This is a genomic window from Streptomyces sp. NPDC005281 (assembly GCF_040607495.1).
Lineage (GTDB): Bacteria > Actinomycetota > Actinomycetes > Streptomycetales > Streptomycetaceae > Streptomyces.
Map to the genome: position 1 here is coordinate 148922 of NZ_JBEXGX010000005.1, position 23955 is coordinate 172876.

Annotated in this window: 22 protein-coding genes; 7 read left to right on the plus strand and 15 right to left on the minus strand. The window is 71.1% G+C overall.

Features of this window, described 5'->3' with window-relative positions; genetic code table 11:
• Positions 1–138: 138 nt before the first annotated feature.
• A complete protein-coding gene (locus ABZV42_RS09595) occupies positions 139–1071 on the minus strand; it encodes an adenosine kinase (protein WP_355982970.1) in 933 nt (310 codons plus the stop codon).
• A gap of 316 nt (positions 1072–1387) precedes the next feature.
• Here ABZV42_RS09595 and ABZV42_RS09600 point away from each other — a divergent pair, with 316 nt between their 5' ends.
• On the plus strand, positions 1388–2086 hold the full coding sequence (locus ABZV42_RS09600) for a MerR family transcriptional regulator (protein WP_356051431.1): 699 nt from the start codon (positions 1388–1390) through the stop codon (positions 2084–2086).
• Positions 2087–2273: 187 nt separating this feature from the next.
• Here ABZV42_RS09600 and ABZV42_RS09605 read toward each other — a convergent pair whose 3' ends face one another.
• The 5 genes from ABZV42_RS09605 to ABZV42_RS09625 form a co-directional block, all read right to left on the minus strand.
• Complete coding sequence (locus ABZV42_RS09605; RefSeq protein ID WP_355982966.1) at positions 2274–4466, minus strand: 3-hydroxyacyl-CoA dehydrogenase NAD-binding domain-containing protein; 2193 nt, start codon at positions 4464–4466, stop codon at positions 2274–2276.
• 38 nt (positions 4467–4504) lie between these two features.
• On the minus strand, positions 4505–5719 hold the full coding sequence (locus ABZV42_RS09610) for an acetyl-CoA C-acetyltransferase (protein WP_355982964.1): 1215 nt from the start codon (positions 5717–5719) through the stop codon (positions 4505–4507).
• Between the two features lie 21 nt (positions 5720–5740).
• Positions 5741–6883 (minus strand): acyl-CoA dehydrogenase family protein, encoded by a 1143-nt coding sequence (locus tag ABZV42_RS09615; RefSeq protein ID WP_356051433.1) that lies wholly within the window; start codon positions 6881–6883, stop codon positions 5741–5743.
• Positions 6884–7001: 118 nt separating this feature from the next.
• Positions 7002–8138, minus strand: coding sequence for a CaiB/BaiF CoA-transferase family protein (locus ABZV42_RS09620; RefSeq protein WP_355982960.1), 1137 nt, complete (start codon positions 8136–8138; stop codon positions 7002–7004).
• A 250-nt stretch (positions 8139–8388) separates the two neighbouring features.
• Complete coding sequence (locus ABZV42_RS09625) at positions 8389–8769, minus strand: MmcQ/YjbR family DNA-binding protein (RefSeq protein ID WP_356051436.1); 381 nt, start codon at positions 8767–8769, stop codon at positions 8389–8391.
• Positions 8770–8910: 141 nt separating this feature from the next.
• Between ABZV42_RS09625 and ABZV42_RS09630 the strand changes: the two genes are divergently transcribed.
• Positions 8911–10083: a saccharopine dehydrogenase NADP-binding domain-containing protein gene (locus ABZV42_RS09630; protein WP_355982956.1), complete on the plus strand. Its 1173-nt coding sequence runs from the start codon at positions 8911–8913 to the stop codon at positions 10081–10083.
• A 51-nt stretch (positions 10084–10134) separates the two neighbouring features.
• Here ABZV42_RS09630 and ABZV42_RS09635 read toward each other — a convergent pair whose 3' ends face one another.
• The 3 genes from ABZV42_RS09635 to ABZV42_RS09645 all read right to left on the minus strand — a co-directional run bounded on the left by ABZV42_RS09635 (position 10135) and on the right by ABZV42_RS09645 (position 12239).
• Positions 10135–10272: a hypothetical protein gene (locus ABZV42_RS09635; RefSeq protein WP_355982954.1), complete on the minus strand. Its 138-nt coding sequence runs from the start codon at positions 10270–10272 to the stop codon at positions 10135–10137.
• Positions 10273–10377: 105 nt separating this feature from the next.
• Positions 10378–11067, minus strand: a complete 690-nt coding sequence (locus ABZV42_RS09640) for an endonuclease V (protein WP_355982952.1) — start codon at positions 11065–11067, stop codon at positions 10378–10380.
• A gap of 92 nt (positions 11068–11159) precedes the next feature.
• Entirely contained in the window at positions 11160–12239 is a 1080-nt protein-coding gene (locus ABZV42_RS09645) for an oxidoreductase (RefSeq protein WP_355982950.1), read from the minus strand.
• A 322-nt stretch (positions 12240–12561) separates the two neighbouring features.
• Between ABZV42_RS09645 and ABZV42_RS09650 the strand changes: the two genes are divergently transcribed.
• The gene (locus ABZV42_RS09650) at positions 12562–12978 is read left to right on the plus strand and encodes an SsgA family sporulation/cell division regulator (RefSeq protein ID WP_355982948.1); all 417 of its coding nucleotides are present in this window, start codon (positions 12562–12564) and stop codon (positions 12976–12978) included.
• 16 nt (positions 12979–12994) lie between these two features.
• On the opposite strand, the gene ABZV42_RS09655 is transcribed toward ABZV42_RS09650, so the two are convergent.
• Both ABZV42_RS09655 and ABZV42_RS09660 read right to left on the minus strand, forming a co-directional pair.
• The gene (locus tag ABZV42_RS09655; RefSeq protein ID WP_355982946.1) at positions 12995–13831 is read right to left on the minus strand and encodes an isocitrate lyase/phosphoenolpyruvate mutase family protein; all 837 of its coding nucleotides are present in this window, start codon (positions 13829–13831) and stop codon (positions 12995–12997) included.
• 101 nt (positions 13832–13932) lie between these two features.
• Positions 13933–14619 carry a GPP34 family phosphoprotein gene (locus ABZV42_RS09660; protein ID WP_355982944.1) on the minus strand — a complete coding sequence of 229 codons (687 nt, stop codon included), beginning with the start codon at positions 14617–14619 and terminating at the stop codon, positions 13933–13935.
• 303 nt (positions 14620–14922) lie between these two features.
• Here ABZV42_RS09660 and ABZV42_RS09665 point away from each other — a divergent pair, with 303 nt between their 5' ends.
• The 3 genes from ABZV42_RS09665 (at position 14923) to ABZV42_RS09675 (ending at position 18653) form a co-directional block, all read left to right on the plus strand.
• Complete coding sequence (locus ABZV42_RS09665; protein ID WP_355982942.1) at positions 14923–16557, plus strand: ATP-binding cassette domain-containing protein; 1635 nt, start codon at positions 14923–14925, stop codon at positions 16555–16557.
• Positions 16558–16686: 129 nt separating this feature from the next.
• Complete coding sequence (ddaH, locus tag ABZV42_RS09670; protein WP_356051438.1) at positions 16687–17463, plus strand: dimethylargininase; 777 nt, start codon at positions 16687–16689, stop codon at positions 17461–17463.
• A 212-nt stretch (positions 17464–17675) separates the two neighbouring features.
• Positions 17676–18653, plus strand: coding sequence for an acyl-ACP desaturase (locus tag ABZV42_RS09675; RefSeq protein ID WP_355982938.1), 978 nt, complete (start codon positions 17676–17678; stop codon positions 18651–18653).
• A gap of 173 nt (positions 18654–18826) precedes the next feature.
• Here ABZV42_RS09675 and ABZV42_RS09680 read toward each other — a convergent pair whose 3' ends face one another.
• A complete protein-coding gene (locus ABZV42_RS09680) occupies positions 18827–19072 on the minus strand; it encodes a WhiB family transcriptional regulator (RefSeq protein ID WP_355982936.1) in 246 nt (81 codons plus the stop codon).
• Between the two features lie 436 nt (positions 19073–19508).
• Here ABZV42_RS09680 and ABZV42_RS09685 point away from each other — a divergent pair, with 436 nt between their 5' ends.
• On the plus strand, positions 19509–20300 hold the full coding sequence (locus ABZV42_RS09685) for a VOC family protein (protein WP_356051440.1): 792 nt from the start codon (positions 19509–19511) through the stop codon (positions 20298–20300).
• Positions 20301–20362: 62 nt separating this feature from the next.
• On the opposite strand, the gene ABZV42_RS09690 is transcribed toward ABZV42_RS09685, so the two are convergent.
• The 3 genes from ABZV42_RS09690 to ABZV42_RS09700 all read right to left on the minus strand — a co-directional run bounded on the left by ABZV42_RS09690 (position 20363) and on the right by ABZV42_RS09700 (position 23932).
• The gene (locus tag ABZV42_RS09690; RefSeq protein WP_355982932.1) at positions 20363–21400 is read right to left on the minus strand and encodes a LacI family DNA-binding transcriptional regulator; all 1038 of its coding nucleotides are present in this window, start codon (positions 21398–21400) and stop codon (positions 20363–20365) included.
• 138 nt (positions 21401–21538) lie between these two features.
• Positions 21539–22570, minus strand: coding sequence for a non-homologous end-joining DNA ligase (ligD, locus tag ABZV42_RS09695; protein WP_355982930.1), 1032 nt, complete (start codon positions 22568–22570; stop codon positions 21539–21541).
• 153 nt (positions 22571–22723) lie between these two features.
• Positions 22724–23932: a tyrosine-type recombinase/integrase gene (locus tag ABZV42_RS09700; protein ID WP_356051442.1), complete on the minus strand. Its 1209-nt coding sequence runs from the start codon at positions 23930–23932 to the stop codon at positions 22724–22726.
• Between the last annotated feature and the right edge of the window lie 23 nt (positions 23933–23955).

Consider the following 23955-nt stretch of genomic DNA (forward strand, 5'->3'; position numbering starts at 1 on the left):
GCCGACGCACCCGGAGCCCGGTGAGTGCCCGCGCAGACATGCCAGGTCTCTTTCCGTGCCGCCCCGGGTTCAACCACCGTCGCCGGGAGCGGTGCCGGGGCGGCCTGGACCGCGGCACGTTCGCCCGTGCTGGCTCCGTCAGGAGAGAGTCGCGTTCACGGCGCGACGGTCCAACTCGGCTACCTGTTCCAGGAGTTCCGCGCGGCTGACGGCGTCGGCGCGGGTCGCGGGCACCGTACAGGCGTAGGCGCCGGCCACCGCGCCGTACAGGGCGCAGCGCCCGGCCGGTTCGCCGGTCAGCCGGCCGTAGAGGAAGCCCGCGGCGAAGGAGTCCCCGGCGCCGTTCGAGTCGACGACCGGTGTGCGGGGCGGGACGACGGGGATGTGGGTCACCTCGTCGTCGGCCAGCAGGTACGCGCCCTCGGTACCGGCGGTGGCGACGACCACCTCGGCCCGGCCCCGTTCCACGATCCGCCGCATCGTGCGCTCGGGGTCGGCGAGGGCCGTGGTGGAGACGAACACGACGTCGGCCGTGTACGCGAACGGCTCGTGATAGGGGTTCTCGCCGTCCCAGTCGTGCAGGTCGGTCGAGATGGTAACCCCGGCCTCCCTCAGGGCCGGCAGGGCGAAGGCGCACGGGTGGGTGATGGAGACATGGGCGTGCCGGCTCGCCGCGGCCAGGTCCCGTACCGCCTCCTCGGGCAGCCGGTCCGCCTCGTGCGCGCGGCTGTCGTCGTACAGGGACAGCCTTCGTCCGTCGGGGCCGACGAGGTTCACCGCGCGCTTGGTGCCCGCGGGCTGGGGGATCGCGGTGAGCGGGATACCCCGGTCGCGGTGCAGCGCTCGCACGAGGTCGCCCTCGGGGTCGGCGCCGAGCATGTCCAGGTGGTGCGTGCGCAGGCCGAGCGAGTGCAGGCCGAGCGCGACGAAGTCACCGGTCTGCCCGGCGCGGGTCTCGATGCCCGGACGGATCATGTAGCTGTCGGCGTAGGGCAACGGCAGTTCGGGGACATGGACGATGGTGTCCACACCCGCACCGCCCAGGACGAGGACATCGATGTCGCGGCTCATGACTCTCCCTCTCGGACGCGAGCAGCGAGTCAACCAGGCACCCGAGGACCACGGCAAGGACTTGCAGAAACTTTCGCAAGTCCCGTCGTGCGCCGCCCCGCCGCGCCCCGGCCCCGGCCGGCCCGCACTCTCGATGACCGTGCCCGCGGGCCGGTCCGCTTCTCGATACCCGTGGCCGCGGGCCGGCCGCGCGTGGCTCGCGTCTCTCGGTGAACGGGAGCTTTCACAACACTGGTGGGACAGCAATACTGTTGCACCGTGCCGTCAGCCGTCACCCCGGGCGTGCGCCGCACGATGCGAGAGGCGAGGACCTGCGATGACGACGGACACCGAGGAGCCGACGCTCACGGTCGACGAGCTGGCCGCGCGGGCGGGTGTCACGGTCCGTACCGTCCGCTTCTACAGCGCCAGGGGCCTGCTGCCGCCGCCCGTGATCGGCCACCGCCGGGTGGGCCACTACAGCCAGGAGCATCTGGCGCGGCTCGCGCTCATCGAGGAGTTGCAGCACCAGGGCATGACGCTGGCCGCGATCGAGCGGCATCTGACGCAGCTGCCGCCCGGCCTGAGCGCGCACGACCTCGCCATCCACCGTGCCGTGGTGGCGTCCTGGGCGCCCGACGCGATGGAGGACGTCACCCGGGAGGAACTGGAACGGCGGGCCGGACGGCCGCTTCGTGACACGGAGCTGGAGCGGCTCGCCGCGATGAGCGTCATCGAGGGGACGGGGGATTCCGTCCGGCTCGACCCCGGTCTGCTGAAGCTCGGCCTGGAGCTCCTGGACGTGCCGATCGCGGACGAGGCGATCCTCGCCGCGCGCAACGTCCTGCTGGAGCACGCGCGCGCGGCGGCCCAGAAACTGTCCGGCCTGCTGCGCGACGCCGTGGGCGAGCAGGAGTCCGTGGCGGCCGTGAAGTCACTGTCGGCGCACATGCAGCCGCTGGTGGTGCAGGCGCTGCTGACCGCGTTCCAGCGCTCGTTGAAGGACGAGCTGCGGGAGTGGCTCAAGGAGTCCTGACGGCGGCTCCCCGGCGGACGGGGAGGCCGCTCCCCCGCGGACGTGGGCAGTGGGCCGCCCCGCGCCGGGTGTTCGTCTCCGCGGAGCGCATCCGGCGTACCCCGGCCCCCGGCCCCCGCGGAACGCGTCCCTCGTACGCCGGTGTCCGCATGCCGCCCCGAGTGCGGCATGCGGACACCGGCCCGGGTCAGGACGCGTCGGTGAACCGCTCGCCCTTCTCGGCCTTCTCCACGAGCAGCGCCGGCGGCAGGAAACGGTCGCCGTAGCGCTCGGCGAGCTCCCGCGCGCGGGCCACGAATCCGGCCGGGCCCCGGCCGGATTCGCCCTCGTAGCCGTTGATGTACTGGAGGACACCGCCGGTCCAGCCCGGGAAGCCGATGCCGAGGATGGAGCCGATGTTGGCGTCGGCGACGGAGGTCAGGACGCCTTCCTCCAGGAGCCGGACGGAGTCCAGCGCCTCGGAGAAGAGCATGCGCTCCTTCATGTCCTCGAACGGGATCTCGTGCCCGGCCTCGGTGAAGTGCTCGCGCAGGCCCGGCCACAGCCTGCCGCGTCCGCCGTCCTCGCCGTACTCGTAGAAGCCCGCTCCGCCGCTGCGCCCGGGGCGCCCGAACTCGTCCACCATGCGGTCGATGACGGCCTCGGCCGGGTGGGTCTCCCAGGTGCCGCCCGCCTCCTCGACGGCCCGCTTCGACTCCTCGCGGATCTTCCTGGGCAGGGTGAGCGTCAGCTCGTCCATCAGGGAGAGGACCTTCGCCGGGTAACCGGCCTGGGCCGCGGCCTGCTCGACGGAGGCGGGCTCGATGCCCTCGCCGACCATCGCCACACCCTCGTTGATGAAGTGCCCGATGACCCGGGAGGTGAAGAAGCCGCGCGAGTCGTTGACGACGATCGGGGTCTTCTTGATCTGGCGGACCAGGTCGAAGGCGCGCGCCAGGGTCTCGTCGCCGGTGCGCTCGCCCCTGATGATCTCCACCAGCGGCATCTTGTCGACGGGCGAGAAGAAGTGCAGCCCGATGAAGTCCTCCTGCCGCTCGACGCCTTCGGCGAGGGCGGTGATGGGCAGGGTGGAGGTGTTGGAGCAGAGCAGCGCGTCGGGCTCGACGATGTTCTCGATCTCCTGGAACACCTTGTGCTTGAGCGAGGTGTCCTCGAAGACCGCCTCGATCACGGCGTCGCAGCCCGCGAGGTCGTTCGGGTCGGCGGTGGGTGTGATGCGGGCGAGCAGCGCGTCGGCCTTCTCCTGGGTCGTACGTCCCCGGGCGACCGCCTTCGCGCACAGCTTCTCGGAGTAGGCCTTGCCCTTGGCCGCCGCGTCCGCCGAGACGTCCTTGAGGACGACTTCGATGCCCGCGAGCGCGCACGAGTAGGCGATGCCCGCGCCCATCATCCCGGCGCCGAGGACGGCGGCCTTGCGGACCGGGCGCGGCTCGATGCCCTGCGGCCGGTTGGCGCCGGAGTTGACGGCCTGGAGGTCGAAGAAGAACGCCTGGATCATGTTCTTCGACGTCTGGCCGGTGACCAGCTCGGTGAAGTACCGGGCCTCGATGACCAGCGCGGTCTCGAAGTCGACCTGGGAGCCCTCGACGGCCGCCGCGAGGATGTTGCGCGGGGCCGGGTAGGGGGCGCCGCCGAGCTGCTTGCGCAGGTTGGCGGGGAAGGCCGGCAGGTTGGCGGCGAACTTCGGGTTGGCGGGGGTGCCGCCCGGGATGCGGTAGCCCGGCTTGTCCCAGGGCTGCTGGGACTCGGGGTTGGCGTCGATGAAGGCGCGCGCCTTGGCGAGCATCTCCTCGGGGGTGGCGGCCAGTTCGTGGACCAGGCCGTTGTCCAGGGCCCGCTGCGGGGAGTACTGGGTGCCCTGGAGGAGCACCTTCAGCAGGGCGTCCGCGATACCCATGAGACGGACCGTACGGGTGACACCGCCGCCCGCGGGCAGCAGGCCGAGGGTGACCTCGGGCAGGCCGATCTTCGAGCCGGGCGCGTCGAGGGCGACCCGGTGGTGGGAGGCGAGGGCGATCTCGTAACCGCCGCCGAGGGCCGCGCCGTTGATCGCGGCGACGACCGGCTTGCCCAGGGTCTCGATCCGGCGCAGCGAGGACTTGATGGCCGTACCGGTCTCGAAGGCCGCCTGGGCGTCCTCGGGACCGGCCTGGATCATGTCCTTGAGGTCGCCGCCGGCGAAGAAGGTCTTCTTCGCGGAGGCGTAGATGATGCCCCGGATGGAGTCCTTCTCGGCCTCGGCGCGCTCGGCGACCGCCGCGATCGAGTCCTTGAACGCCCGGTTCATGGTGTTGGCGGACTGGTTGGGGTCGTCGAGGACGAGGGTGACGACGCCGGTCTCGTCCTGTTCCCAGCGGATGGTGGTGGGCTCAGTGCTCATCAGTGGATGCTCCGTAGATCCTTGATCCGTTGGGAAGGTCAGACGCGCTCGACGATGGTGGCGATGCCCATGCCGCCGCCCACGCACAGGGTGGCGAGGCCGTACCGCTTGTCCTGGCGCTCCAGTTCGTCGACGAGGGTGCCGAGGATCATCGCGCCGGTGGCGCCGAGGGGGTGGCCGAGCGCGATGGCGCCGCCGTTGACGTTGACCTTGTCCAGCGACAGGCCCATGTCCTTCACGAAGCGCAGGACGACGGCCGCGAAGGCCTCGTTGATCTCGACGAGGTCGATGTCGTCGATGGTCAGGCCGGCCTTGGCGAGCGCCTTGCGGGTCGCGGGCGCGGGACCGGTGAGCATGATGGTCGGCTCGGAGCCGGACACGGCGGCGGAGACGATCCGCGCGCGCGGGGTCAGGCCGTAGCGCTCGCCGACCTCCTTGGATCCGATGGCGACCAGCGAGGCGCCGTCCACGATGCCTGAGGAGTTGCCCGCGTGGTGGACGTGCTCGATCCGCTCGACCCAGTGGTACTTCTGGAGGGCCACCGCGTCGAAGCCGCCCAGGTCACCGATGTCCGCGAACGACGGCTTCAGCCTGGCCAGCGAGTCGGCGGTGGTGCCGGGACGCAGGAACTCGTCGTGGTCGAGGATCGTGAGACCGCTGCGGTCCTTGACGGGGACGACGGAGCGGAGGAAGCGGCCGTCCTTCACCGCGGCGGCGGCGCGCTCCTGTGACAGGGCCGCGTACTCGTCGACGTCACGGCGGGAGAAGCCCTCGATGGTGGCGATGAGGTCGGCGCCGATGCCCTGCGGCACGAAGTTGGTGGCCAGGTTGGTCATCGGGTCGGAGAACCAGGCACCGCCGTCCGAGGCCATCGGCACCCGCGACATCGATTCGACGCCGCCCGCGAGGACGAGGTCCTCCCAGCCCGAACGGACCTTCATCGCGGCCATGTTGACCGCTTCGAGGCCCGAGGCACAGAAGCGGTTCTCCTGAACGCCGGCCACCGTGTCGGGCAGTCCGGCGGCGATGGCCGCGATGCGGGCGATGTCGGAGCCCTGGTCGCCGACAGGGCCGACGACACCGAGCACGATGTCGTCGACGGCGGCCGGGTCGAGGCCCGGGAGGCGCCGCTGCACTTCGTGGATGAGCCCGACGACCAGATCGATGGGCTTGGTTCCGTGCAGGGAGCCGTTCTGCTTTCCGCGACCGCGCGGAGTGCGGATCGCGTCGTACACATACGCTTCGGTGCTCACTGGTAAGCCTTTCGGGGAGGGTTAGCCGAGCAGGGAGCGGCCGATGATCTCCTTCATGATCTCGGTCGTCCCGCCGTAGATGGTCTGGATGCGTCCGTCGGTGAAGGCCCGTGCGACCCGGTACTCCGTCATGTAGCCGTATCCGCCGTGCAGTTGCAGGCACCGGTCGGCGACCCGCTTCTGAAGCTCGGTCGCCCACCACTTCGCCATCGAGGCGTGCACCGCGTCGAGTTCGCCGTCCGAGTGGTCGACGATGCAGCGGTCGAGGAAGGCGCGGGTGACGGCGCACTCGGTTGCCATCTCCGCTATCTCGAAGCGGATGTGCTGAAGTTTGGAGAGTGGCCGTCCGAACGCCTCGCGCTCCTTCACGTACTGGGTGGTGATCTCCAGCAGATACTCGGCTCCGGCGATGGCGGCGACGGCGATGCCCATGCGCTCCTGCGCGAGGTTGGTCATCAGGTGGACGAACGCGCCGTTCGGCTCGCCGAGCAGGTTCTCCTTGGGCACGCGCACATCGTTGAAGAACAACTCGGCGGTGTCCTGCGACTTCTGGCCGATCTTGTCGAGATTGCGGCCGCGCCCGAAGCCCTCCATGTCTCGCTCGACGACCAGCAGCGACAGCCCGCGGGCGCCGCCTTCGGGGGTGGTCCTCGCGACGACGATCACCAGGTCGGCGAGGATGCCGTTGGAGATGAAGGTCTTGGAGCCGTTGAGCAGGAAGTGGTCGCCCTTGTCCTCGGCGTGCGTCTTGATGCCCTGGAGGTCGGAGCCGGCTCCTGGTTCGGTCATCGCGATCGCCGTGACGATCGAGCCGTCGCAGAAGCCGGGCAGCCAGCGCCGCTTCTGCTCCTCGGTGGCGAGGTCCGTCAGATACGGGCCGATGATGTCGTTGTGCAGCCCGAGGGCGAGGCCCGCGGCTCCCGCGCGCGTGAACTCCTCGGCGAGTACGGCGCTGTAGCGGAAGTCGGCGTTCCCGCCGCCCCCGTACTCCTCGGGCACGGCGAGTCCGAGCAGGCCCTGCTTCCCGGCCGCCCGCCAGGCCTCGCGCGAGACGATGCCGTCCTTCTCCCACTGCTCGTAATGGGGCAGCACCTCCTTGGCCAGGAAGGTGCGCACGGTCTCGCGGAACGCGTCGTGCTCGGCGGTGAAGATCTGCCGCTTCATGCGGGAAACGCCTTCCTGGAGTGTGCGGGGAGACTTTCGCGGAGGGTCGTACCGGGGCTCTCGGGAGTACGTGCGGGCGCGGGTTCCCCGCCCGGGACGAGTGGTCGGTGAACCTGCATCAGCCGCCGTCCTTCGTCAGCCCGGGCACGTCCCAGTCGCGGGCCACGTCAGCGGTGTCGGCGCCCGGCAGCGCGGGTCCGCCACGGACCGAGGTGGGGGTGGCCGAGAAGCGCGGCGCGGGGGCGGGCTGGGTGATGCCGCCGTGGTCGACGAAGGTGCCCCGGGCGGCGAGGTGCGGATGTCCGGGTGCCTCGCGCAGGGACAGGACCGGCGCCACACAGGCGTCGGTGCCCTCGAAGACGGCGGTCCACTCGTCCCTCGTACGGGTTCTGAAGCGGTCGGCGACCGTGGCGCGCAGTTCCTCCCAGCGGGCCGGGTCCTTGTGCGCGGGGCCGAGTTCGGGGATGCCGAGCAGTTCGACGAACCGGTCGTAGAACCGCTGCTCCAGGGGCCCGACGGCCATGTGCCGGCCGTCGGCGGTCTCGTAGGTGCCGTAGTACGGGCAGCCCCCGTCGAGGAGGTTGGCGGCGCGCCGGTCCTGCCAGCCGCCGGCGGCGATCATGCCGTGGATCATCGTCGAGAGGTGCGCGGTGCCGTCGACGATGGCCGCGTCCACGACCTGCCCGGCGCCGGTCGCGCGCGCGTGGTGCAGGGCGGCGAGGAGGCCGACGACGAGATAGAGCGAGCCGCCCGCGTAGTCGCCGAGGAGGTTCGCGGGGACCGCGGGCGGCTCGCCCGGCTCACCGATCATCCCGAGGGTGCCGGTGATCGCGATGTAGGCGATGTCGTGGCCGGCGCGCTGGGCGAGGGGGCCCTCCTGGCCCCACCCGGTCATCCGGCCGTACACGAGCCCGGGGTTGCGGGCACGGCAGTCCTCGGGGCCCACGCCGAGGCGCTCGGCCACACCGGGCCGGTAGCCCTCGATCAGGATGTCGGCCCGTTCGACCAGGTCCAGGACACGGGACGCGCCGTGCTCGGCCTTGAGGTCGATGATCACGGACCGCTTGTTGCGGTTGGTGATGTCGTAGGCCGGGTCGACCCCGATCCCGGCACCGCCGGGCCGGTCCACCCGGACGACGTCTGCTCCGAGGTCGGCGAGCAGCATGGCGGCGAACGGGCCGGGCCCGATGCCCGCCAGCTCGACCACGCGCACCCCTGCGAGGGGGCCGTGCCCCGGCGTTCCTGCCGCTGTCATCAAGCCCCCAGCACTGTGACACCACTGATGTGACATCAGTGATGTTAAGAACGTGTTCCACTCCCGACAAGCCCCTAACGAGCAAGCGCTTAGTTAAATTCCGGGATCGGGAACCGGGCCCGGCCCCGGCGACCTCTCGGGACCGCCGCGAACGCGGGTCCGGCTCTTCGGTACTTCCGGCTCTTCCGGCTTCCGGCTTCGCGATCGGTCTTGATCCGGCTCCGCGATCACTGACCGCCCAGCCCGTCGATCAACGTCGGTCCAGCTCCGCGATCAGTCTTTTGGGGGCTATGACGCGATAGCTCTCCTCGACCCAGTCGCACAGCAGCTCCGCCGCCGGGGCGCCCCGCTCCTCCAGGGGTACGCGCACCCAGCCTGCCCTGCCCAGGCCGTAGCCGGCGGGTTCCGCACCGGGCGCGGTCAGCGCGTGGGCGTGTGCCGCCTCGTCCTTGAGCTTCAGCGTGACACCCAGCGGGTGACTGCCGTCGTCGAGGCCGAGGAAGACGAAGACCTTCCTGTTGACCTTCGCGACGGTCTCGCCCCAGGGGAACTCCTCCGAGGCGCCGGGCAGGCCGAGCGCGAACCCGCGCACCTTCTGCCACTCTTTCAGCGCGTTTTCCGACACGGTCACGGCTGCCTCCGGCCTGTTCGTGCGACCTCGTCGTCCGACTGTTCGTACCTCACGCTAGCCTCAGCCACCGACAACGGCGCTTCGCGCACGACGTGGCGCGGACCGCACGTTCGAGCGCAGCCCACAGGGTTGGAGGGTGTCATGAGCAGGCTTAACGAGCCGGACCGTGCGTACGACGTCGTGCTCTTCGGAGCCACGGGGTTCGTCGGGGAGCTCACCGCGGAGTACTTGGCCGCTCACGCGCCCGAGGGACTGCGCTGGGCGATCGCCGGACGCGACGCCGGGAAGCTGGAACGGCTGAGGGAACGGCTCGGCGGCGCACCCGGTGTGCTGCGGGCGGATGTGACGGACCCGGACTCGGTGCGCGAGCTCGCCCGCCGGGCGCGCGTGGTGGCCTCGACCGTGGGGCCGTACATCACCTACGGGGAGGAGCTGGTGGCCGCCTGCGCGGACGCCGGGACCGACTATCTGGACCTGACCGGCGAGCCCGAGTTCGTGGACCTGATGTACGTCCGGCACGACGCACGCGCGCGGGAGACGGGCGCGCGGCTCGTCCACGCCTGCGGCTTCGACTCCGTCCCGCACGACCTGGGCGCCTACTTCACCGTCAAGCAGCTCCCGGAGGACGTGCCACTGAGCGTGGAGGGGTTCGTGCGCTCCCAGGCGATGTTCTCGGGCGGCACCTTCGCCTCGGCGCTCAATCAGTTCGCGCGCGGCCGGCACATGTTCGCCGCCGCGCGGGAACGCAGGTACCACGAACCGCGCCTGATGGACCGGCGGGTGCGGGCGCCGCTGGGCGCGCCGCGGTTCGCCAAGGAGGTCGGGGCCTGGGCTCTGCCGCTGCCCACGATCGACGCCCAGGTGGTGCAGCGCTCGGCTCGCGCCCTGGCCCGGTACGGGCCGGACTTCCGCTACCGCCACTACGCGGCCGTCGAGCGGCTGCCCGTCGCCCTGGGCGGAGTCGCCGGGGTGAGCGCGCTGTTCGCCGCCGCCCAGTTGCCGGCCGCGCGCCGCTGGCTGTCCGACCGGATCAAGCCGGGCGAGGGGCCGAGCGCCGAGCGCCGTGCGAAGAGCTGGTTCTCGGTGCGCTTCGTGGGCGAGGGCGGCGGCCGCCGCGTGTTCACCGAGGTCTCGGGTGGCGACCCGGGCTACGGCGAGACCGCGAAGATGCTCGCCGAGTCCGCCCTGTCCCTGGCCCTCGACAAGCTGCCGAACACGTCCGGGCAGGTCACCCCCGTGGTGGCGATGGGCGACGCGCTGCTTGAACGGCTCGGCGCGGCGGGGATCACCTTCCGGGTGGCGGCGGTGCGCTGAGGGGCGGGAATCCGGCGGCCGTGGCGCGTTCGTGAGGGTCGCACGCGATCCTCACAGCGTCCAGGCGATCACCGTGCAGATCATCCCGCCCGCCCAGGCGAGACCGGCCGCGACCGCGAGGACCAGCGCGGCCGTCACCGCGCGCCCGGTGGTTTCGGCGGAGGGTTTCGAAGCCCGGTTCGTCGTCATGCGGATCAGCTTCGCGGCCGTGGCGCGGCCGTACATCCGTACGGCTACTCAGACGCCGTACTCAGATACGCGGTGCGAGCCGACGGGCGGGATCGAGCCGCGGGATCAGGCAGTGGCCTCGCGCAGAGCCCGTCCGCACAGGGAGTCCGCCCGGCGGGTGGACTCCGGCAGACGGTACTTCGGGGTGAGGGCGAGTGTGTGGGCGCAGGCGTTGTCCAGGTCCACGCGGTGGCCGACGGACACGAACACGGGCTTGACCCCGTCCTGGGTGCGCAGGGCGCGGCCCACCTCCTCGGTCCCGGCGAGCAGCGGTGAGGCGCTGCCGCGCGGGACTCCGGGCTCCTCGTAGGAGAAGGCGAACGGGTTCTTGGCGACCCCGATCGTGGGGAGCCCGGTGAGGACGCCGAGGTGGCTGGCGAGGCCGAACCGGCGGGGGTGGGCGACCCCGTACCCGTCGCAGACGACCAGGCCGGGCGGGCAGGGCAGGGCGTCCAGCGCGGCCAGGACGGTCGGGATCTCGCGGAAGGCGAGCAGCCCGGGAACGTACGGGAAGGAGACCCGGCCGACGGCGGTGGCCTCCGCGACGACCTCGAGGGTCGCCGCGTCGAGGACGACGGCGGCCGCGACGACGACGTCCCGCTCGTCGTCGTAGGCGACGTCGACGCCCGTGACCCGGCCGGTGCCGGGAGGCGGGCCGCTCTCGTCGAGCACCACCCGCTCGCGCAACTCGTCCTGCACGGCGCGGGCTTGTTCCTCGGTGGCGGGCCAGCCCGCGGGAATCCTCACGGTCGTCATGATGCGGACGAGCCTACGGGCCGCACCTCGCCCGGAGCCGTGTGGGGCGTTCGCACGAGACCCTCGGCTGAGAACCCTCCCCTCCCCTCCCCTCAGCGCTCCAGCCGGGCGATCCGGCCCTTCTCCCCGGAGGCCCAGCAGCCCAGGTCCGGGGTGCAGTCCACGGTGTCGTACGAGCCCGTGTCGAGGGTGCGCCAGGTGCGGCCGCCGTCGGTGGTCAGGTCGGTGCCGGTGGGGCCGACCGCGAGGGCGGCGGTGCGGCTGTGCGGAAGCCAGGTGACGCCGGAGCGGTAGGCGGGCGGGGGCCGGTCCGCGGTGGTCCAGGTGCGGCCGCCGTCACGGGTGATCGCGGCGGCCCTCGGTGAGGCCTGGTCGGCGCGGTAGTCGCCGCCGACCGCGATTCCGTGGACGCGGTCGCGGAAGGCGAGGGCGAAGACGCCGCGCGCCGGGTCCCCCGCCGGGACCGGCGTGTCGGTGGCGGTCCAGGTCAGTCCGCGGTCCTCGGAGTGCAGCACACGCGCGCGTGCGCCCCCTCCCGTGGCCAGCCACACGTCGCGCGGCCCCGAGCCGACCAGGCACTGACCGCTCGCGGCGAAGCCCGCCTCGCCGTCCTGCGCGGCGGGCATCCCGTCGCCGGGCAGCACCTTCCAGGACCGGCCGCCGTCGCTGGTCGACAGGATGCGGAATCTGCCGTCGACCGGGTCGCTCATGGCCAGGCCGTGCCGCCGGTCGAGGAAGGTGAGGCAGTCGTAGAAGGCCTTGGCATCGGTGTTGCGGAAGGACTCGGTCCAGGTGGTGCCGCCGTCCTCGGTCCGGTAGACCCGGGACGCCTCGCCCTCGCCGATGGCCAGGACCACGGCACGCCGCGCGTCGAACGCCTCGATGTCACGGAACTCCAGGTCCGCGGCGCCGGGTGGCGACACGTTCCGCCAGTGGGCGCCGCCGTCGGTGGTGCGCAGCACGGTGCCCTTGGAGCCGGCCACCCACGCGGTGTCCCTGCTGACGGCGGACAGTCCGCGGAAGCGGGCGTCCGTACCGCTGTCCTTGAGCGCCCAGTGCGGGGTCCGCGCCGTGTCGTGCGCCGGTGCGGACACCGCCGCCGCGGGCGCCGCCACGACGAGCATCGCGGCGAGTGCGGCCGCCGCCGGTCCCAAGCCGACCGCGCGGCTCATGCGTCTCGTCTTCCCCAAGCCCCTCATGGCGGGCGAAGCTAGTGCACCGCACCGACGGCGTCCAGATGGCCTCCGTCCCCCATTGGCGTCCATCTCGCGGTCGACGGGAACCTCGGGGGCCGCCCGGGTGTCCTCTTCGGTGTCGGGCGAGTGCGGAACGGAAAGGGATCACCACGATCGGAAAGTGGATCTCCCGGTGCATGACCTCGGTGACAGAGGTCACTTGTCTCAGAGGTGCACGCGCCGGGTCATTCTTCCGTCTCTTCAATTGACCGGCTTCATCCGCCCGGAGTTCGTCCAGCCGTCACAAGGGAGCAAGGCGTTGTCCACCGTCATCGAGCAGCCCGTAGAGGCCCGCCTCGTCGCCGCCGCGCCGCGGATGCCGAGCATTCCGGCCACGCTCCACTACGACCGGACCGACCCGTTCGCCGTCCGCATGACCTTCCCCGCCCCCGCCACGCTCGAGGGCATCGAGGTCTGCTGGACCTTCGCCCGCGAGCTGCTCGTGTCGGGTCTCGAGGACGCGGTGGGGCACGGCGACGTGCGGGTGCGGCCGTACGGCTTCGACCGCACCGTGCTGGAGTTCCACGCCCCCGAGGGCACCGCCGTGGTCCATGTGCGCTCGGGCGAGGTGCGGAACTTCCTCCAGCAGACCACCGAGCTGGTGCCGGTCGGCCTGGAGCACCTCCAGGTCGACCTGGACCACGATCTGGCCGAGCTCATGCGGGGCACCTGCTGAAGCGGCGCGGATGCCGTCAGCCGGCGCGTCCCATCAGGGCGTTCAGGCCGGCGTAGTCGAACCCGCCGGCCAGTGTCTCGTAGGTCCCCGTGCCCAGCAGCTCCCGCGCGGCACGCCGGACCAGCGCGTGCGCGGCCGACGCGACGCTCGAACCGGCGCTGATCCGGGCCACACCGAGCGCTGCCAGCTCGCCGACGGACGGCGCTCCGGCGCCCACCAGGATGTTCAGGGGGCCTTCGATGCCCTCGACGAGTGCCTTCACGGTCGCCGGATCGACGGTTCCGGGGACGAAGACGCCGTCGGCTCCCGCGGCCAGGAACGCGGCCGCCCTCTCCAGGGTCTCCTCCACCCCGCCCGCGCCCCGCAGGAAGGTGTCGACGCGGGCGTTGACGAACAGCGGCACCTGCGCCGCGTCGGCGGCCGCTCGGGCCCCCGCGATGCGCTCCGCCTGCTCCTCCACCGCGCGCAGCGGCCCGGCCCCCTCCCCGTGGAGGGCGTCCTCGATGTTGACGCCCACCGCACCCGCCGCGAGCACCGCGCGGACGGTGTCTCCCACGCCCTTCGCCTCGGACGCGTATCCGTTCTCGATGTCGGCGCTGACCGGCACCCGGACCGCGGACGCGATGCGCGCGACGGCCGCGAGCGCGTCGTCCCTGTCCAGCCGGTCCCCGTCCGCCGCGCCCAGCGCCCAGGCGAGGCCGGCGCTGGTCGTCGCCACCGCCGTGGCCCCCGCCTCCTCGACGATCCGCGCGGTCACCGCGTCCCAGGCGTTCGCGAGGACGAGGGGGCTGCCGGGCACGTGCAGGTCACGGAAGGCGAGGGCGGATGCGCGGAGTCGCTCGGTGTCGGTCATGAGGACAACCCAAGCACGGCCGGGGCAAGGGCGGCTGGCAGGAATCCGACATGTACGTGAAGACGGCCGCCGGCTCTCGGCTCCTCTCAGGAAGCGCCCGTTCAGTTCGCCGTGGACGTCGCCGCGGTCGTGGAGGAAGCCGTCGTGGCCGCCACGATCACCGCGGTACGGACGTCCTGGATGACCTTCCTCAGGGCGGGGGCCGCCGCGCCGCCGCGTTCGGTGAGCTGTTCGACGCGGGCCTTGTGGAGCTTGCGCTCCTTGGGCGACGCGAAGGTGCGGAGCTCGGCGGCGGTGGCCAGAGCGACGAGGGCCGCGTCGCGGTCGTCCACCTCGGTGACGGGCACGGGTCCCTCCAGCACCTCTCGCGCCTTCGCGCGCAGTGCCTCGACCGCGGCCACCCGGTCCAGCTCGTACTCGACGGACGGGAAGATTCCGAGGACGCGCTTGCGCTGTGCCCGCAGAAATCCCTCCGCGGCGAGCTGGGCGCGTACGGCGTCCAGCGTGAAGCGGGCCCGGCAGGTGACCCATGACTTCCAGCCGCGGGGCCGGGACTCCGACACGAGCTCCAGGAGTCCGTCGAGAACGACGTCCCCCGTCCGCGAGTCGGGGTCGACGGGGGTGACGATGCCGTCGTCGTCGACGAGCAGCCCGCGCTGGGCGAGCTCGGTCAGGGCGCCGGCGCGCACCAGGTGATGGAGGTGGGTGGACCCGGTGATCCTCCGTTTAGTGGTGTCCCACGCCAGGAGGTAGAGCCGGGCGGGCAACGAGAGCGAGCCGTTCGGCACGTGATCTCCTCGGTTCGTCGGTGGGGCGCGTTAATCCTTTGACAGCCCTTGGGACCGCTCCTACGGTGAATAGCGGTTCTGTTGCCGTCGAATGGAGAAGGACGTTGCTCGTCTGAGGTCTGAGACACCGCGTCACACCCGTCCGGTCCTGTCGGACCCGTGTGTGCGCAGCGTGCGACCTCGGCGTTCGAGCCGTCCTTGGGTGCGGAGCCTTCTTCTCGCTCCCCTCCGAACTGGATCGTCGTCGCCTCGCGGTGTCCCCTACGCGTACCCCCGACCGCATCCAGCATTCGCGAGGCCCTCATGTCAGCGTTCCCCACTTCCATCACCTGCGCCTCCCTGTCCTTCGCCTGGCCGGACGGCACCGAGGTCTTCGACGGTCTCCAGGTCGCCTTCGGGCCGGGCATCACCGGACTCGTCGGCGTCAACGGATCAGGCAAGTCAACCCTGTTGAAGCTGATCGCCGGAGAGCTCGCCCCGGCCGACGGCACCGTCCGGGTCGCGGGCGAGGTCGGCCATCTGCCGCAGAACGTCACCCTCGACACCGTGCTGCGGGTCGACGAGGCACTCGGCATCCGCGCGGTCCGCGCCGCCCTGCACGCGATCGAGGCGGGCGACGTGTCCGAGGAGCACTTCGACGTCGTCGGCGACGACTGGGACGTCGAGGAGCGGGCCCGCGCCACTCTCGGCGAACTCGGCCTCGGGCACATCGACCTGGACCGCACGATCGGCGAGGTGTCCGGGGGCGAGTCGGTGCTGCTGCGGCTGGCCGCGCTCCTGCTGCGCCGGCCCGACGTCCTCCTGCTCGACGAGCCCACCAACAACCTCGACCTGTACGCGCGACGGCGGCTGTACGCGGCCGTGGAGGCCTGGTCCGGGGTCATGGTCGTGGTCAGTCACGACCGCGAACTGCTCGACCTGGCCGACCAGATCGCCGATCTGCACTCCGGCGAGGTCAGCTGGTACGGCGGCAACTTCTCCGCGTACGAGGAGGCGCTCGCCGCCGAACAGGAGGCGGCGGAGCGCATGGTGCGCGTCGCCGAGTCCGATCTGAAGAAGCAGAAACGTGAACTGGTCGACGCACAGGTCAAGTTGGCCCGGCGCAGGCGGTACGGGCAGAAGATGTTCGAGCAGAAGCGCGAGCCGAAGATCGTCATGGGGGCGCGCAAGCGGTCGGCCCAGGAGTCCGCGGGCAAGCACCGGCTCCTGCACGAGGGCAGGCTCAGCGAGGCGAAGGAGCGTCTCGACGAGGCGGTGGAGGCCGTACGGGACGACGACCTGATCCGGATCGACCTGCCGCACACGGCCGTACCCCCGGGGCGCACCGTTCTCACCCTCGACCGGCTGGAGCTGAAGCACGGCGGGCGGGTCAACGGTGTGTTCGATCTTCGCGGGCCCGAACGCGTCGCGCTCGTCGGACGCAACGGATCGGGCAAGACGACCCTCCTGCGCACGATCGCCGGGGAGCTGGACGCCGTGTCGGGCGAGGCCCGCGCCCATGTGCCCCTGCGCTTCCTGCCGCAGCGGCTCGACGTCCTGGACGACGCGCTGAGCGTCGCCGAGAACGTGGCCCGGTACGCGCCGGCCGCGACCGGCAACCGGATCCGGGCCCGGCTCGCCCGGTTCCTGTTCAAGGGCGCGAAGGCCGACCAGCCGGCGGCGACGCTCTCCGGCGGCGAACGTTTCCGCGCGGCGCTCGCGGCCCTGATGCTGGCAGAGCCCGCCCCGCAGCTCCTCATGCTCGACGAGCCGACGAACAACCTCGACATGGCGAGCGTCCGCCGGCTCACGACGGCCCTGGAGTCGTACGAAGGGGCCCTGATCGTCGCCAGCCACGACATGCCGTTCCTGGAGTCGATCGGCATCACGCGACGACTCCTGCTGGAAGGAGGAGAACTGAAAGAAATCGCCCCGGAAACTGTCGGGTATTCCTCATAGTGCGGGCGGCACGGGCGGCCTAGCGTCGGGGGTGGGCGGTGCCCGGCGTCAGGCCGGGCCCTTTTGCGCGCGCGAACCGCGCCGCATGATGTTGCGCCGACACCCCCCAGCCGATTCGGAGACCCGCCCGTGCCCAGTCAGAAAGCGCTAGTACGCCGGCCCAGCCCCCGCCTCGCCGAGGGGCTGGTGACGCATGTGGAACGCACGGCGGTGGACGTCGATCTCGCGGTCGAGCAGTGGGAGGCGTACACCGAGGCGCTGCGCACGCACGGCTGGGAGACCGTGGAGGTCGACCCGGCCGAGGACTGTCCGGACTCGGTGTTCGTCGAGGACGCCGTCGTCGTCTTCCGCAACGTCGCCCTCATCGCCCGTCCCGGCGCCGAGTCCCGCCGCGCGGAGACCGCGGGGGTGGAGGAGGCGGTGGCACGCCTCGGCTGCTCGGTGAACTGGATCCGGGATCCGGGCACCCTCGACGGGGGCGACATCCTGAAGGTGGGCGACACGATCTACGTGGGCCGCGGCGGCCGGACGAACGCCGCCGGGGTCCAGCAGCTGCGCGCGGCCTTCGAACCGCTCGGGGCGCGGGTCGTCGCGGTCCCGGTCAGCAAGGTGCTGCACCTGAAGTCGGCGGTCACCGCGCTGCCCGACGGCACGGTGATCGGGCACGAGCCCCTCGTGGACACCCCTTCGCTCTTCTCGCGCTTCCTGGCGGTACCGGAGGAGTCCGGGGCGCACGTGGTGCTCCTGGGCGGCGGCAAGCTGCTGATGGCGGCGTCCGCCCCGAAGACGGCGGAACTGCTCGCCGGCCTCGGCTACGAACCGGTCGTGGTGGACATCGGCGAGTTCGAGAAGCTCGAAGGCTGTGTGACATGTCTCTCGGTGAGACTTCGGGAGCTGTACGCCTGAACGAGTGAGCGGGACATCCGTACGGCCCCGGGCGATCCACGCCTCGGGTCCCACCGGCGTGGACCGAAAAACGCGGCACCGCCGCCCGCGTTGTCGCTGATCAGCGGCCTTTACAGGCTTCTTAACCTACGGTGTCGTAACCTACGGAGACGTAGCCTACGATGCCGTAGGTTAGCTATTCGCTCGTTGTCCCGTCCCTCCCTGGAGCACCCGTGACGATCACTTCTCCCGACCTCGGCAGCCCGGCAACCGCCTGGACCGACGCTCGTCTGCTGTTCGCGCTGGAGGAAGTCGTCGAGACGGAGCTGAATCGTCACCTGGGGGTGGCCAAGGACTGGATGCCGCACGAGTACGTGCCCTTCAGCGACGCCCGCAACTTCCCCGGGATCTTCGAGGACGGCGAGGCCTGGGAGAAGGAGCAGTCCAAGGTCACCGAGATCGGCCGGATCGCGCTCGTCGTCAACCTGCTCACCGAGGACAACCTCCCGAGCTACCACCACGAGATCGCGTCCCTCTTCGGCCGTGACGGCGCCTGGGGCACCTGGGTGCACCGCTGGACGGCGGAGGAGGGCCGGCACGGCATCGTGATGCGCGACTACCTGCTCGCCTCGCGCGCGGTGGACCCGGACAAGCTCGAGGCGTTCCGGATGGCCCACATGAGCGAGGGCTTCGAGTCGGACAACCGTCACTCGATGCTGCACTCGGTCGCGTACGTGGCCTTCCAGGAGCTGGCGACCCGCATCTCGCACCGCAACACCGGTCACCAGTCCGGCGACCCGGTCTGCGACCGCATGCTGTCGCGCATCGCGACCGACGAGAACCTTCACATGGTCTTCTACCGCAACCTTCTGAAGGCGTCGTTCGAGCTCGCCCCCGACCTGACCATGCAGGCCGTGCGTGACGTCGTCGTCAACTTCCGCATGCCCGGTCACGGCATGCCCGGCTTCGAGCGCATGGCGGCGCAGATGGCCATCGGCGAGGTCTACAACATGCGCATCCACCACGACGACGTGCTCCAGCCGGTGCTGCGGCACCTCAAGGTCCTGGAGATCGACGGCCTCGGCCCCGAGGGCCTCAAGGCCCAGGAGGAGCTCGGCTACTTCATGGGCGGCCTCGACGCCGAAGCCTCGAAGTTCGACGAGAAGCTCGCCGCCCGCAAGGCCCGCATGGCGGCCCGCGCCACCGCGTAGCCCCTCCCGCGGGCGCGGCGACGGCCCACTCGCTTCCCTCAGGTGACCCGCGTGACCACGCGGCGCACTTCGCCCCCGGCCCGCGCCGTCCCACCCGAGGCGGCGCGAGCCGGGGTTCGTGCATGTCCGCGCGTGCCAGGTCGTCCGTGGCCGCCGGCCGGCGGGTGCTCGCCTCACTCCAGGGCGCGTCGCAGGCCGTGGCGCTCCTTCTCGGAGAGTCCGCCCCACACGCCGAAGCGCTCGTCGTTGCCCAACGCGTAGTCGAGGCACGCCGAACGCATCGCGCACATTCCGCAGATACGCTTCGCCTCGCGGACCGAGCTGCCCGGCTCGGGAAAGAAGAATTCCGCCCCCGTCTGCGCGCACAACGCCTGCTCCTGCCAGGCGAGGTCGGACGGAGTGATGGTTACCGAGTACATGGCCACAAGCGTGCCCTGACCCGAAAAACGTTCGATCAACGCGGGATCAACGCCTCGTTCCGACGCTCCCGGCGGCCTAGTGCCGCGACAGGCAACGTTCGCCCCGTCGCGACTCCCGGCACCCACTCTCGCCGCACCGGACGAAAGCCCAAGTACATCCAGTACGAGGGCTTCCGGCCGGCACACCGAGAGCACGCACCGGGCGCCGCTCCTTGACGGGCAAACGTTGCCTGCCGCGGCACTAGATGATGGCCCCGCACGACGGTGCCTGGCACGGCGGCGCGCGGGAGAACACGGCGACAAGGAGAAACTCCACCGGCACCCGGAGTGACGGACGCCGCCGCCACGGGCGGTTTGCGCGTCTCCACGGCGATTGTCAGTGGGCGGTGGAAGAGTGGGAACCAAAGGCAACGGGACCCCTCAAAGGAGGGCAATCATGCTCACCACCCGCTTCGTCAACGGCTCCCCGAACTGGCTGGACGTCGGCACGTCCGACATCGAGGGTGCCATCGCCTTCTACGGAGGCCTCTTCGGCTGGCGTTTCCAGTCCGCCGGGCCCGATGCCGGTGGCTACGGCTTCTTCCAGGTGGACGGAAAGACCGTGGCCGGCGGCATGCAGATCAACGCCGAGCAGGGACCCCCGTCCTGGAACGTCTACTTCCGGACCGCAGATGCCGAGGCCACCGCCAAGGCGGTCGAGCATGCCAAGGGCGCGGTGCTCATGCCGCCCATGGACGTGATGGGCGAAGGGCACATGGCCATGCTGGCCGATCAGGCGGGCGTGGCCTTCGGCGTCTGGCAGCCGGGCCGGACCAAGGGCCTGGGCATGGCCGGTGACCCGAACTCCCTGTGCTGGGTCGAGCTCGTCACCCCGGACATCGCGGCGGCCGCCGCCTTCTACAACTCGGTCTTCGGGTGGAACACCTCGGCGGTTCGGTTTCCGGGCGGGACCTACACCTCCATCAACCCGGCGGGGACCGAGGAGGAGGGCATGTTCGGCGGTCTGGTGCCGCTCGCCGACGCCCCGGTCGAGGCGAGTACCGGGGCGTACTGGCTGCCGTACATCGAGGTCCCCGACACCGACGCCGTGGTCGCGAGGACCGAGGAACTCGGCGGCACGGTCCGTATGCCCGCCACGGACATGGAGGGCGTCGGCCGCCTGGCCAGGATCGCCGATCCGTACGGCGCACGCCTGGCGGTGATCAAGAGCGCACCGCAGCAGAGCTGACGCCCCTACCGGCGGACCGGTGCACGCCGGTGGACGCCGACCCGCGCCGAAGTCCCCGGGTGCTAGGCCGAGGCCCGTCGTACCACCGTCGTCGGCAGGACCACCCCGGCGGGCTCGGACACCGGGTCCGCCGTCCCGGCCCGGCCCTCCAGCCCGCCGATCAGGAGGCGGGCCATCAACCGGCCCATCTCCTCTATGTCCTGACGGACCGTGGTCAGCGGCGGATCCGTCTGTTCGGCGATCGGCAGCATGTCGTCGAAGCCGATCACGGCGACATCCTCGGGCACCCGGCGTCCGTGCTCACGCAGCACACGCAGTACCCCGAGGGCCGACAGGTCGTTCGCCACGAACACCGCGTCCAGATCGGGGCGGCGCTCCAGCAGCTCACGCATCGCGCGTTCGCCGCCAGCGGGAGTGAAGTCCCCCTGCGCGACGAGCCCCGGATCGCCGTCGGCCATGACGTCCCGGAAGCCGTCGAGCCGGTCGACCGCGGACGTCTGGTCGAGGGCACCGGTGATGTGGGCGATGCGTGTGCGGCCGAGCCCGAGGAGGTGGCGAACGGCCTGCCGCGCCCCGCCGCGGTTGTCGCAGTCGACGTAGACCGCTTCGCGGACGCCGTCGCCCCAGCCGGGCCGTCCGCCGAACACGGTGGGCACACCCGCGCCGTGGATCAGGCCCGGCAGCGGGTCGTCGAGGTGCAGCGAGAAGACGAGCGCGCCGTCGACATGGCCGCCGGCGAGATAACGGGCGACCCGGGCGTGATCGTCGCGCCCTTCCGTGAGCAGCAGGACCAACTGTGAATCGCTCGCGGCCAGTTCCTTGCTGATGCCCCGGAGCTGAAGTGCGAAGAAGGGGTCGGCGAAGACCCTGGTCTCCGGCTCGGCGATCACGACGGCGACGGCGTCGTGGCGCCGGGTGACGAGACTTCGGGCGGCCTGGTTCGGAACGTACCCGAGTTCCTCGACGGCCCGGCGCACACGCTCGACGAGCGGCTCACGGACCCCGTCCCCACCGTTCACGACCCGCGACACGGTGGCCCGGGAGACCCCGGCTCGCGCGGCCACGGCCTCCAGCGTGGGGCGCGACGCTGTCTCGGTCACCTCAGGGCACCTCCTCGGCGGATGCGGATCAGGATAGCCGCGCGACCGCTCGCTCCGTGGAGGTGCTCCCCGATCATCGAGAACGGCTCGAACCGATCCCGGGAGAAGGGCATTTCGGCCGGGATCGGTTCGAGGGGTTCAGCCGCCCGAGGGCCCGGCGTCCTCGTGTTTCGCGCGGCTCGGCTGCACCCGCTTGGGCTCGCCCGGCATCTTCGGGTACTCGGGCGGGTACGGGAGGTCGCCGAGGCCGTGGTCGTGCTCGTCGCGGCTGGCGAGTTCCAGGAGGGCTTCCAGCGAGAAGGCGTGCTCGTCCATGTCGGCGTGCACGTCGCCGAGTTCGGCGAAGCGCTTCGGCATGGTCGCCAGGTCGAAGTCCCGGGGCCTCGCGTCCTCGACCTCGTCCCAGCGCAGCGGGGCGGAGACCGGGGCGTGCGGGCGGGGCCGTACGGAATAGGCCGAGGCGATGGTGCGGTCCCGGGCGGTCTGGTTGTAGTCGACGAAGATCTTCTCGCCTCGCTCCTCCTTCCACCACGCCGTGGTGACCCGGTCGGGCATACGGCGTTCGAGCTCGCGCCCGACGGCGATGGCGGACCGGCGTACCTGGGTGAACGTCCAGTCCGGCCGGATCGGCACGAAGACATGCAGCCCGCGGCCCCCGGAGGTCTTGGGCCAGCCCCGCAGACCGCCGTACTCGTGCAGGACCTCGCGCAGTTCGTGGGCGGCGCGCACCGCGTCGGCGTAGTCCGTGCCGGGCTGCGGGTCGAGGTCGATGCGCAGTTCGTCGGGGCTGTCGACGTCGTCGCGGCGGACCGGCCACGGATGGAAGGTGAGCGTGCCGAACTGCGCGGCCCACAGCACGGCGGCGGGCTCGGTCGGACACATCTCGTCGGCGCTGCGGCCGCTGGGGAAGGTGATGTGGGCGGTCGGGATCCAGTCGGGCATGTTCTTGGGCGCCCTCTTCTGGAAGAAGGACTCGCCGGTCACTCCGTCCGGGTAGCGCTCCAGCGTGGTGGGGCGGTTGCGCAGGGCACGCAGGATGCCGTCGCCGACGGCGAGGTAGTACTGGGCGAGGTCCAGCTTCGTGAAGCCGCGCTCCGGGAAGAAGATCTTGTCCGGGCTGGACAGACGAACGCTCCGGCCGGCCGCTTGGAGTTCCACCGCATCGCCCATGCGAGCCACGGTAGGCGCAGCTCGCGGGCCCCGCACACCGGGCGGATGCCCTCGCCACCGCGCAGAATCGAAGTATGGTTCTGCGAGGATTTTGATAGGCGCAGGTCAGAGGCCATATTTGCCTACCGCCTCACGCTGTTCTCTCACAATCTCTCACCCCAGCCCATGCAGACCGTCAAGCGCAGCCGCCGCCGAACGAAGGTCCTCGGCATCCGGAGCAACATACTTGGCCTTGGTGAAGGCCGCGTTCGTGTGCCCGGCCCACGCCGCCAGGACTACGTCCGACACCCCATTGACGGCGAGGTGCTTGAGGACGGCATGGCGCGCGTCGTACAGGCGCACCCGCCGGAGCCCCGCCGTCTCCATCAACTGGCAGGCGCGCTCCCGGAGATCCCGAGTGTCGAGCGGGACCCCGAGCTCGTCGACGAGGACGTACCCCGACACGGTGTACCCCTCGCCGGCCGCCAGCCGCTCGCGGGCCTGCAATGCCTTGAAGGTCTTGAGGGAGTCCCACACCAACCGCGGGAGCGGCAGCGTGCGTTCACCGCTGGTGGTCTTGGTGTCCTTCTCCACGGTGTAGTGGTTGCGCACCATCGTCCGGGTGTTGAGCACCGATACGGTCCCTCGCACCAGGTCGACGTCCGGCTCCCAGCGCTGGCCGGCGACTTCGGCGGGGCGCATGCCCATCAGTGACTGCATGAGCGGTGCGCACAGCCGGTCGTCGCGAATCCCGGAGACATACTGCTGGACCTCCGGAACGTTCCAGGGGCTGGCCTTCGTGTTGCGGCGCTTGTCCTGCTTGCGGGCCTGCTTGGGAACGTGGACGTATGCGGCGACGTTCGCCCGCACCATCTGTCGGACGAACGCGCGGCCGAGGATCTCCTTGAGCCGGGAGAGGATCGTGTCCACGCTGCTGGGGCGCAGCCCCCTCAGGGTCTCGACTGGCTGCTCCGGGTCACCAGTGGCCACGACAACAGGCCGGCGTCGCCCTTGGGTGAGGAGCCACTGCACGAAGGCTGTGCAGTCATCCTCGGTCAGTTCTTGGAGGCGAGTCGCCCCGAGTCGCCCCTTGATGTAGCCCAGTTGCGTCTCATAGCTGGGGATCGTGGTGTCCTCGAGGTCTTCTTTTTTCTTGGCGAACCACTCGTCGGCCCACTCCCCCACGGTGATCTTGTTGGGGATGATCAGCGTGCCGGCGTCGCGCTGGTGCCGGATGCGGGCGTATTCGGCTTCAGCCTCCTTCTTGGTGTCCTTGGTGATGGTGAGCTGCTTGCGTTTGCCGGTCTCGTCGCGGCCGACGTCGACCACGACCCGGTATCGGACCCTGCCGTTCTTGAGCGCGATCTTCTTGATCTCGGCCATATCCCCTCCCTCATCAGGGCAGC

Excerpts from the sequence above, each read along its gene's own strand:
- ABZV42_RS09700 (WP_356051442.1), bottom strand. The coding sequence starts at position 23,932 with ATGGCCGAGATCAAGAAGATCGCGCTCAAGAACGGCAGGGTCCGATAC.
- ABZV42_RS09615 (WP_356051433.1), bottom strand. The coding sequence starts at position 6,883 with ATGAAGCGGCAGATCTTCACCGCCGAGCACGACGCGTTCCGCGAGACC.
- ABZV42_RS09600 (WP_356051431.1), top strand. The coding sequence starts at position 1,388 with ATGACGACGGACACCGAGGAGCCGACGCTCACGGTCGACGAGCTGGCC.
- ABZV42_RS09630 (WP_355982956.1), top strand. The coding sequence starts at position 8,911 with ATGAGCAGGCTTAACGAGCCGGACCGTGCGTACGACGTCGTGCTCTTC.
- ABZV42_RS09685 (WP_356051440.1), top strand. The coding sequence starts at position 19,509 with ATGCTCACCACCCGCTTCGTCAACGGCTCCCCGAACTGGCTGGACGTC.
- ABZV42_RS09635 (WP_355982954.1), bottom strand. The coding sequence starts at position 10,272 with ATGACGACGAACCGGGCTTCGAAACCCTCCGCCGAAACCACCGGGCGC.
- ABZV42_RS09595 (WP_355982970.1), bottom strand. The coding sequence starts at position 1,071 with ATGAGCCGCGACATCGATGTCCTCGTCCTGGGCGGTGCGGGTGTGGAC.
- ABZV42_RS09665 (WP_355982942.1), top strand. The coding sequence starts at position 14,923 with ATGTCAGCGTTCCCCACTTCCATCACCTGCGCCTCCCTGTCCTTCGCC.
- ABZV42_RS09645 (WP_355982950.1), bottom strand. The coding sequence starts at position 12,239 with ATGAGCCGCGCGGTCGGCTTGGGACCGGCGGCGGCCGCACTCGCCGCG.
- ABZV42_RS09655 (WP_355982946.1), bottom strand. The coding sequence starts at position 13,831 with ATGACCGACACCGAGCGACTCCGCGCATCCGCCCTCGCCTTCCGTGAC.
- ligD (WP_355982930.1), bottom strand. The coding sequence starts at position 22,570 with ATGGGCGATGCGGTGGAACTCCAAGCGGCCGGCCGGAGCGTTCGTCTG.
- ABZV42_RS09605 (WP_355982966.1), bottom strand. The coding sequence starts at position 4,466 with ATGAGCACTGAGCCCACCACCATCCGCTGGGAACAGGACGAGACCGGC.
- ABZV42_RS09640 (WP_355982952.1), bottom strand. The coding sequence starts at position 11,067 with ATGACGACCGTGAGGATTCCCGCGGGCTGGCCCGCCACCGAGGAACAA.
- ABZV42_RS09680 (WP_355982936.1), bottom strand. The coding sequence starts at position 19,072 with ATGTACTCGGTAACCATCACTCCGTCCGACCTCGCCTGGCAGGAGCAG.
- ABZV42_RS09620 (WP_355982960.1), bottom strand. The coding sequence starts at position 8,138 with ATGACAGCGGCAGGAACGCCGGGGCACGGCCCCCTCGCAGGGGTGCGC.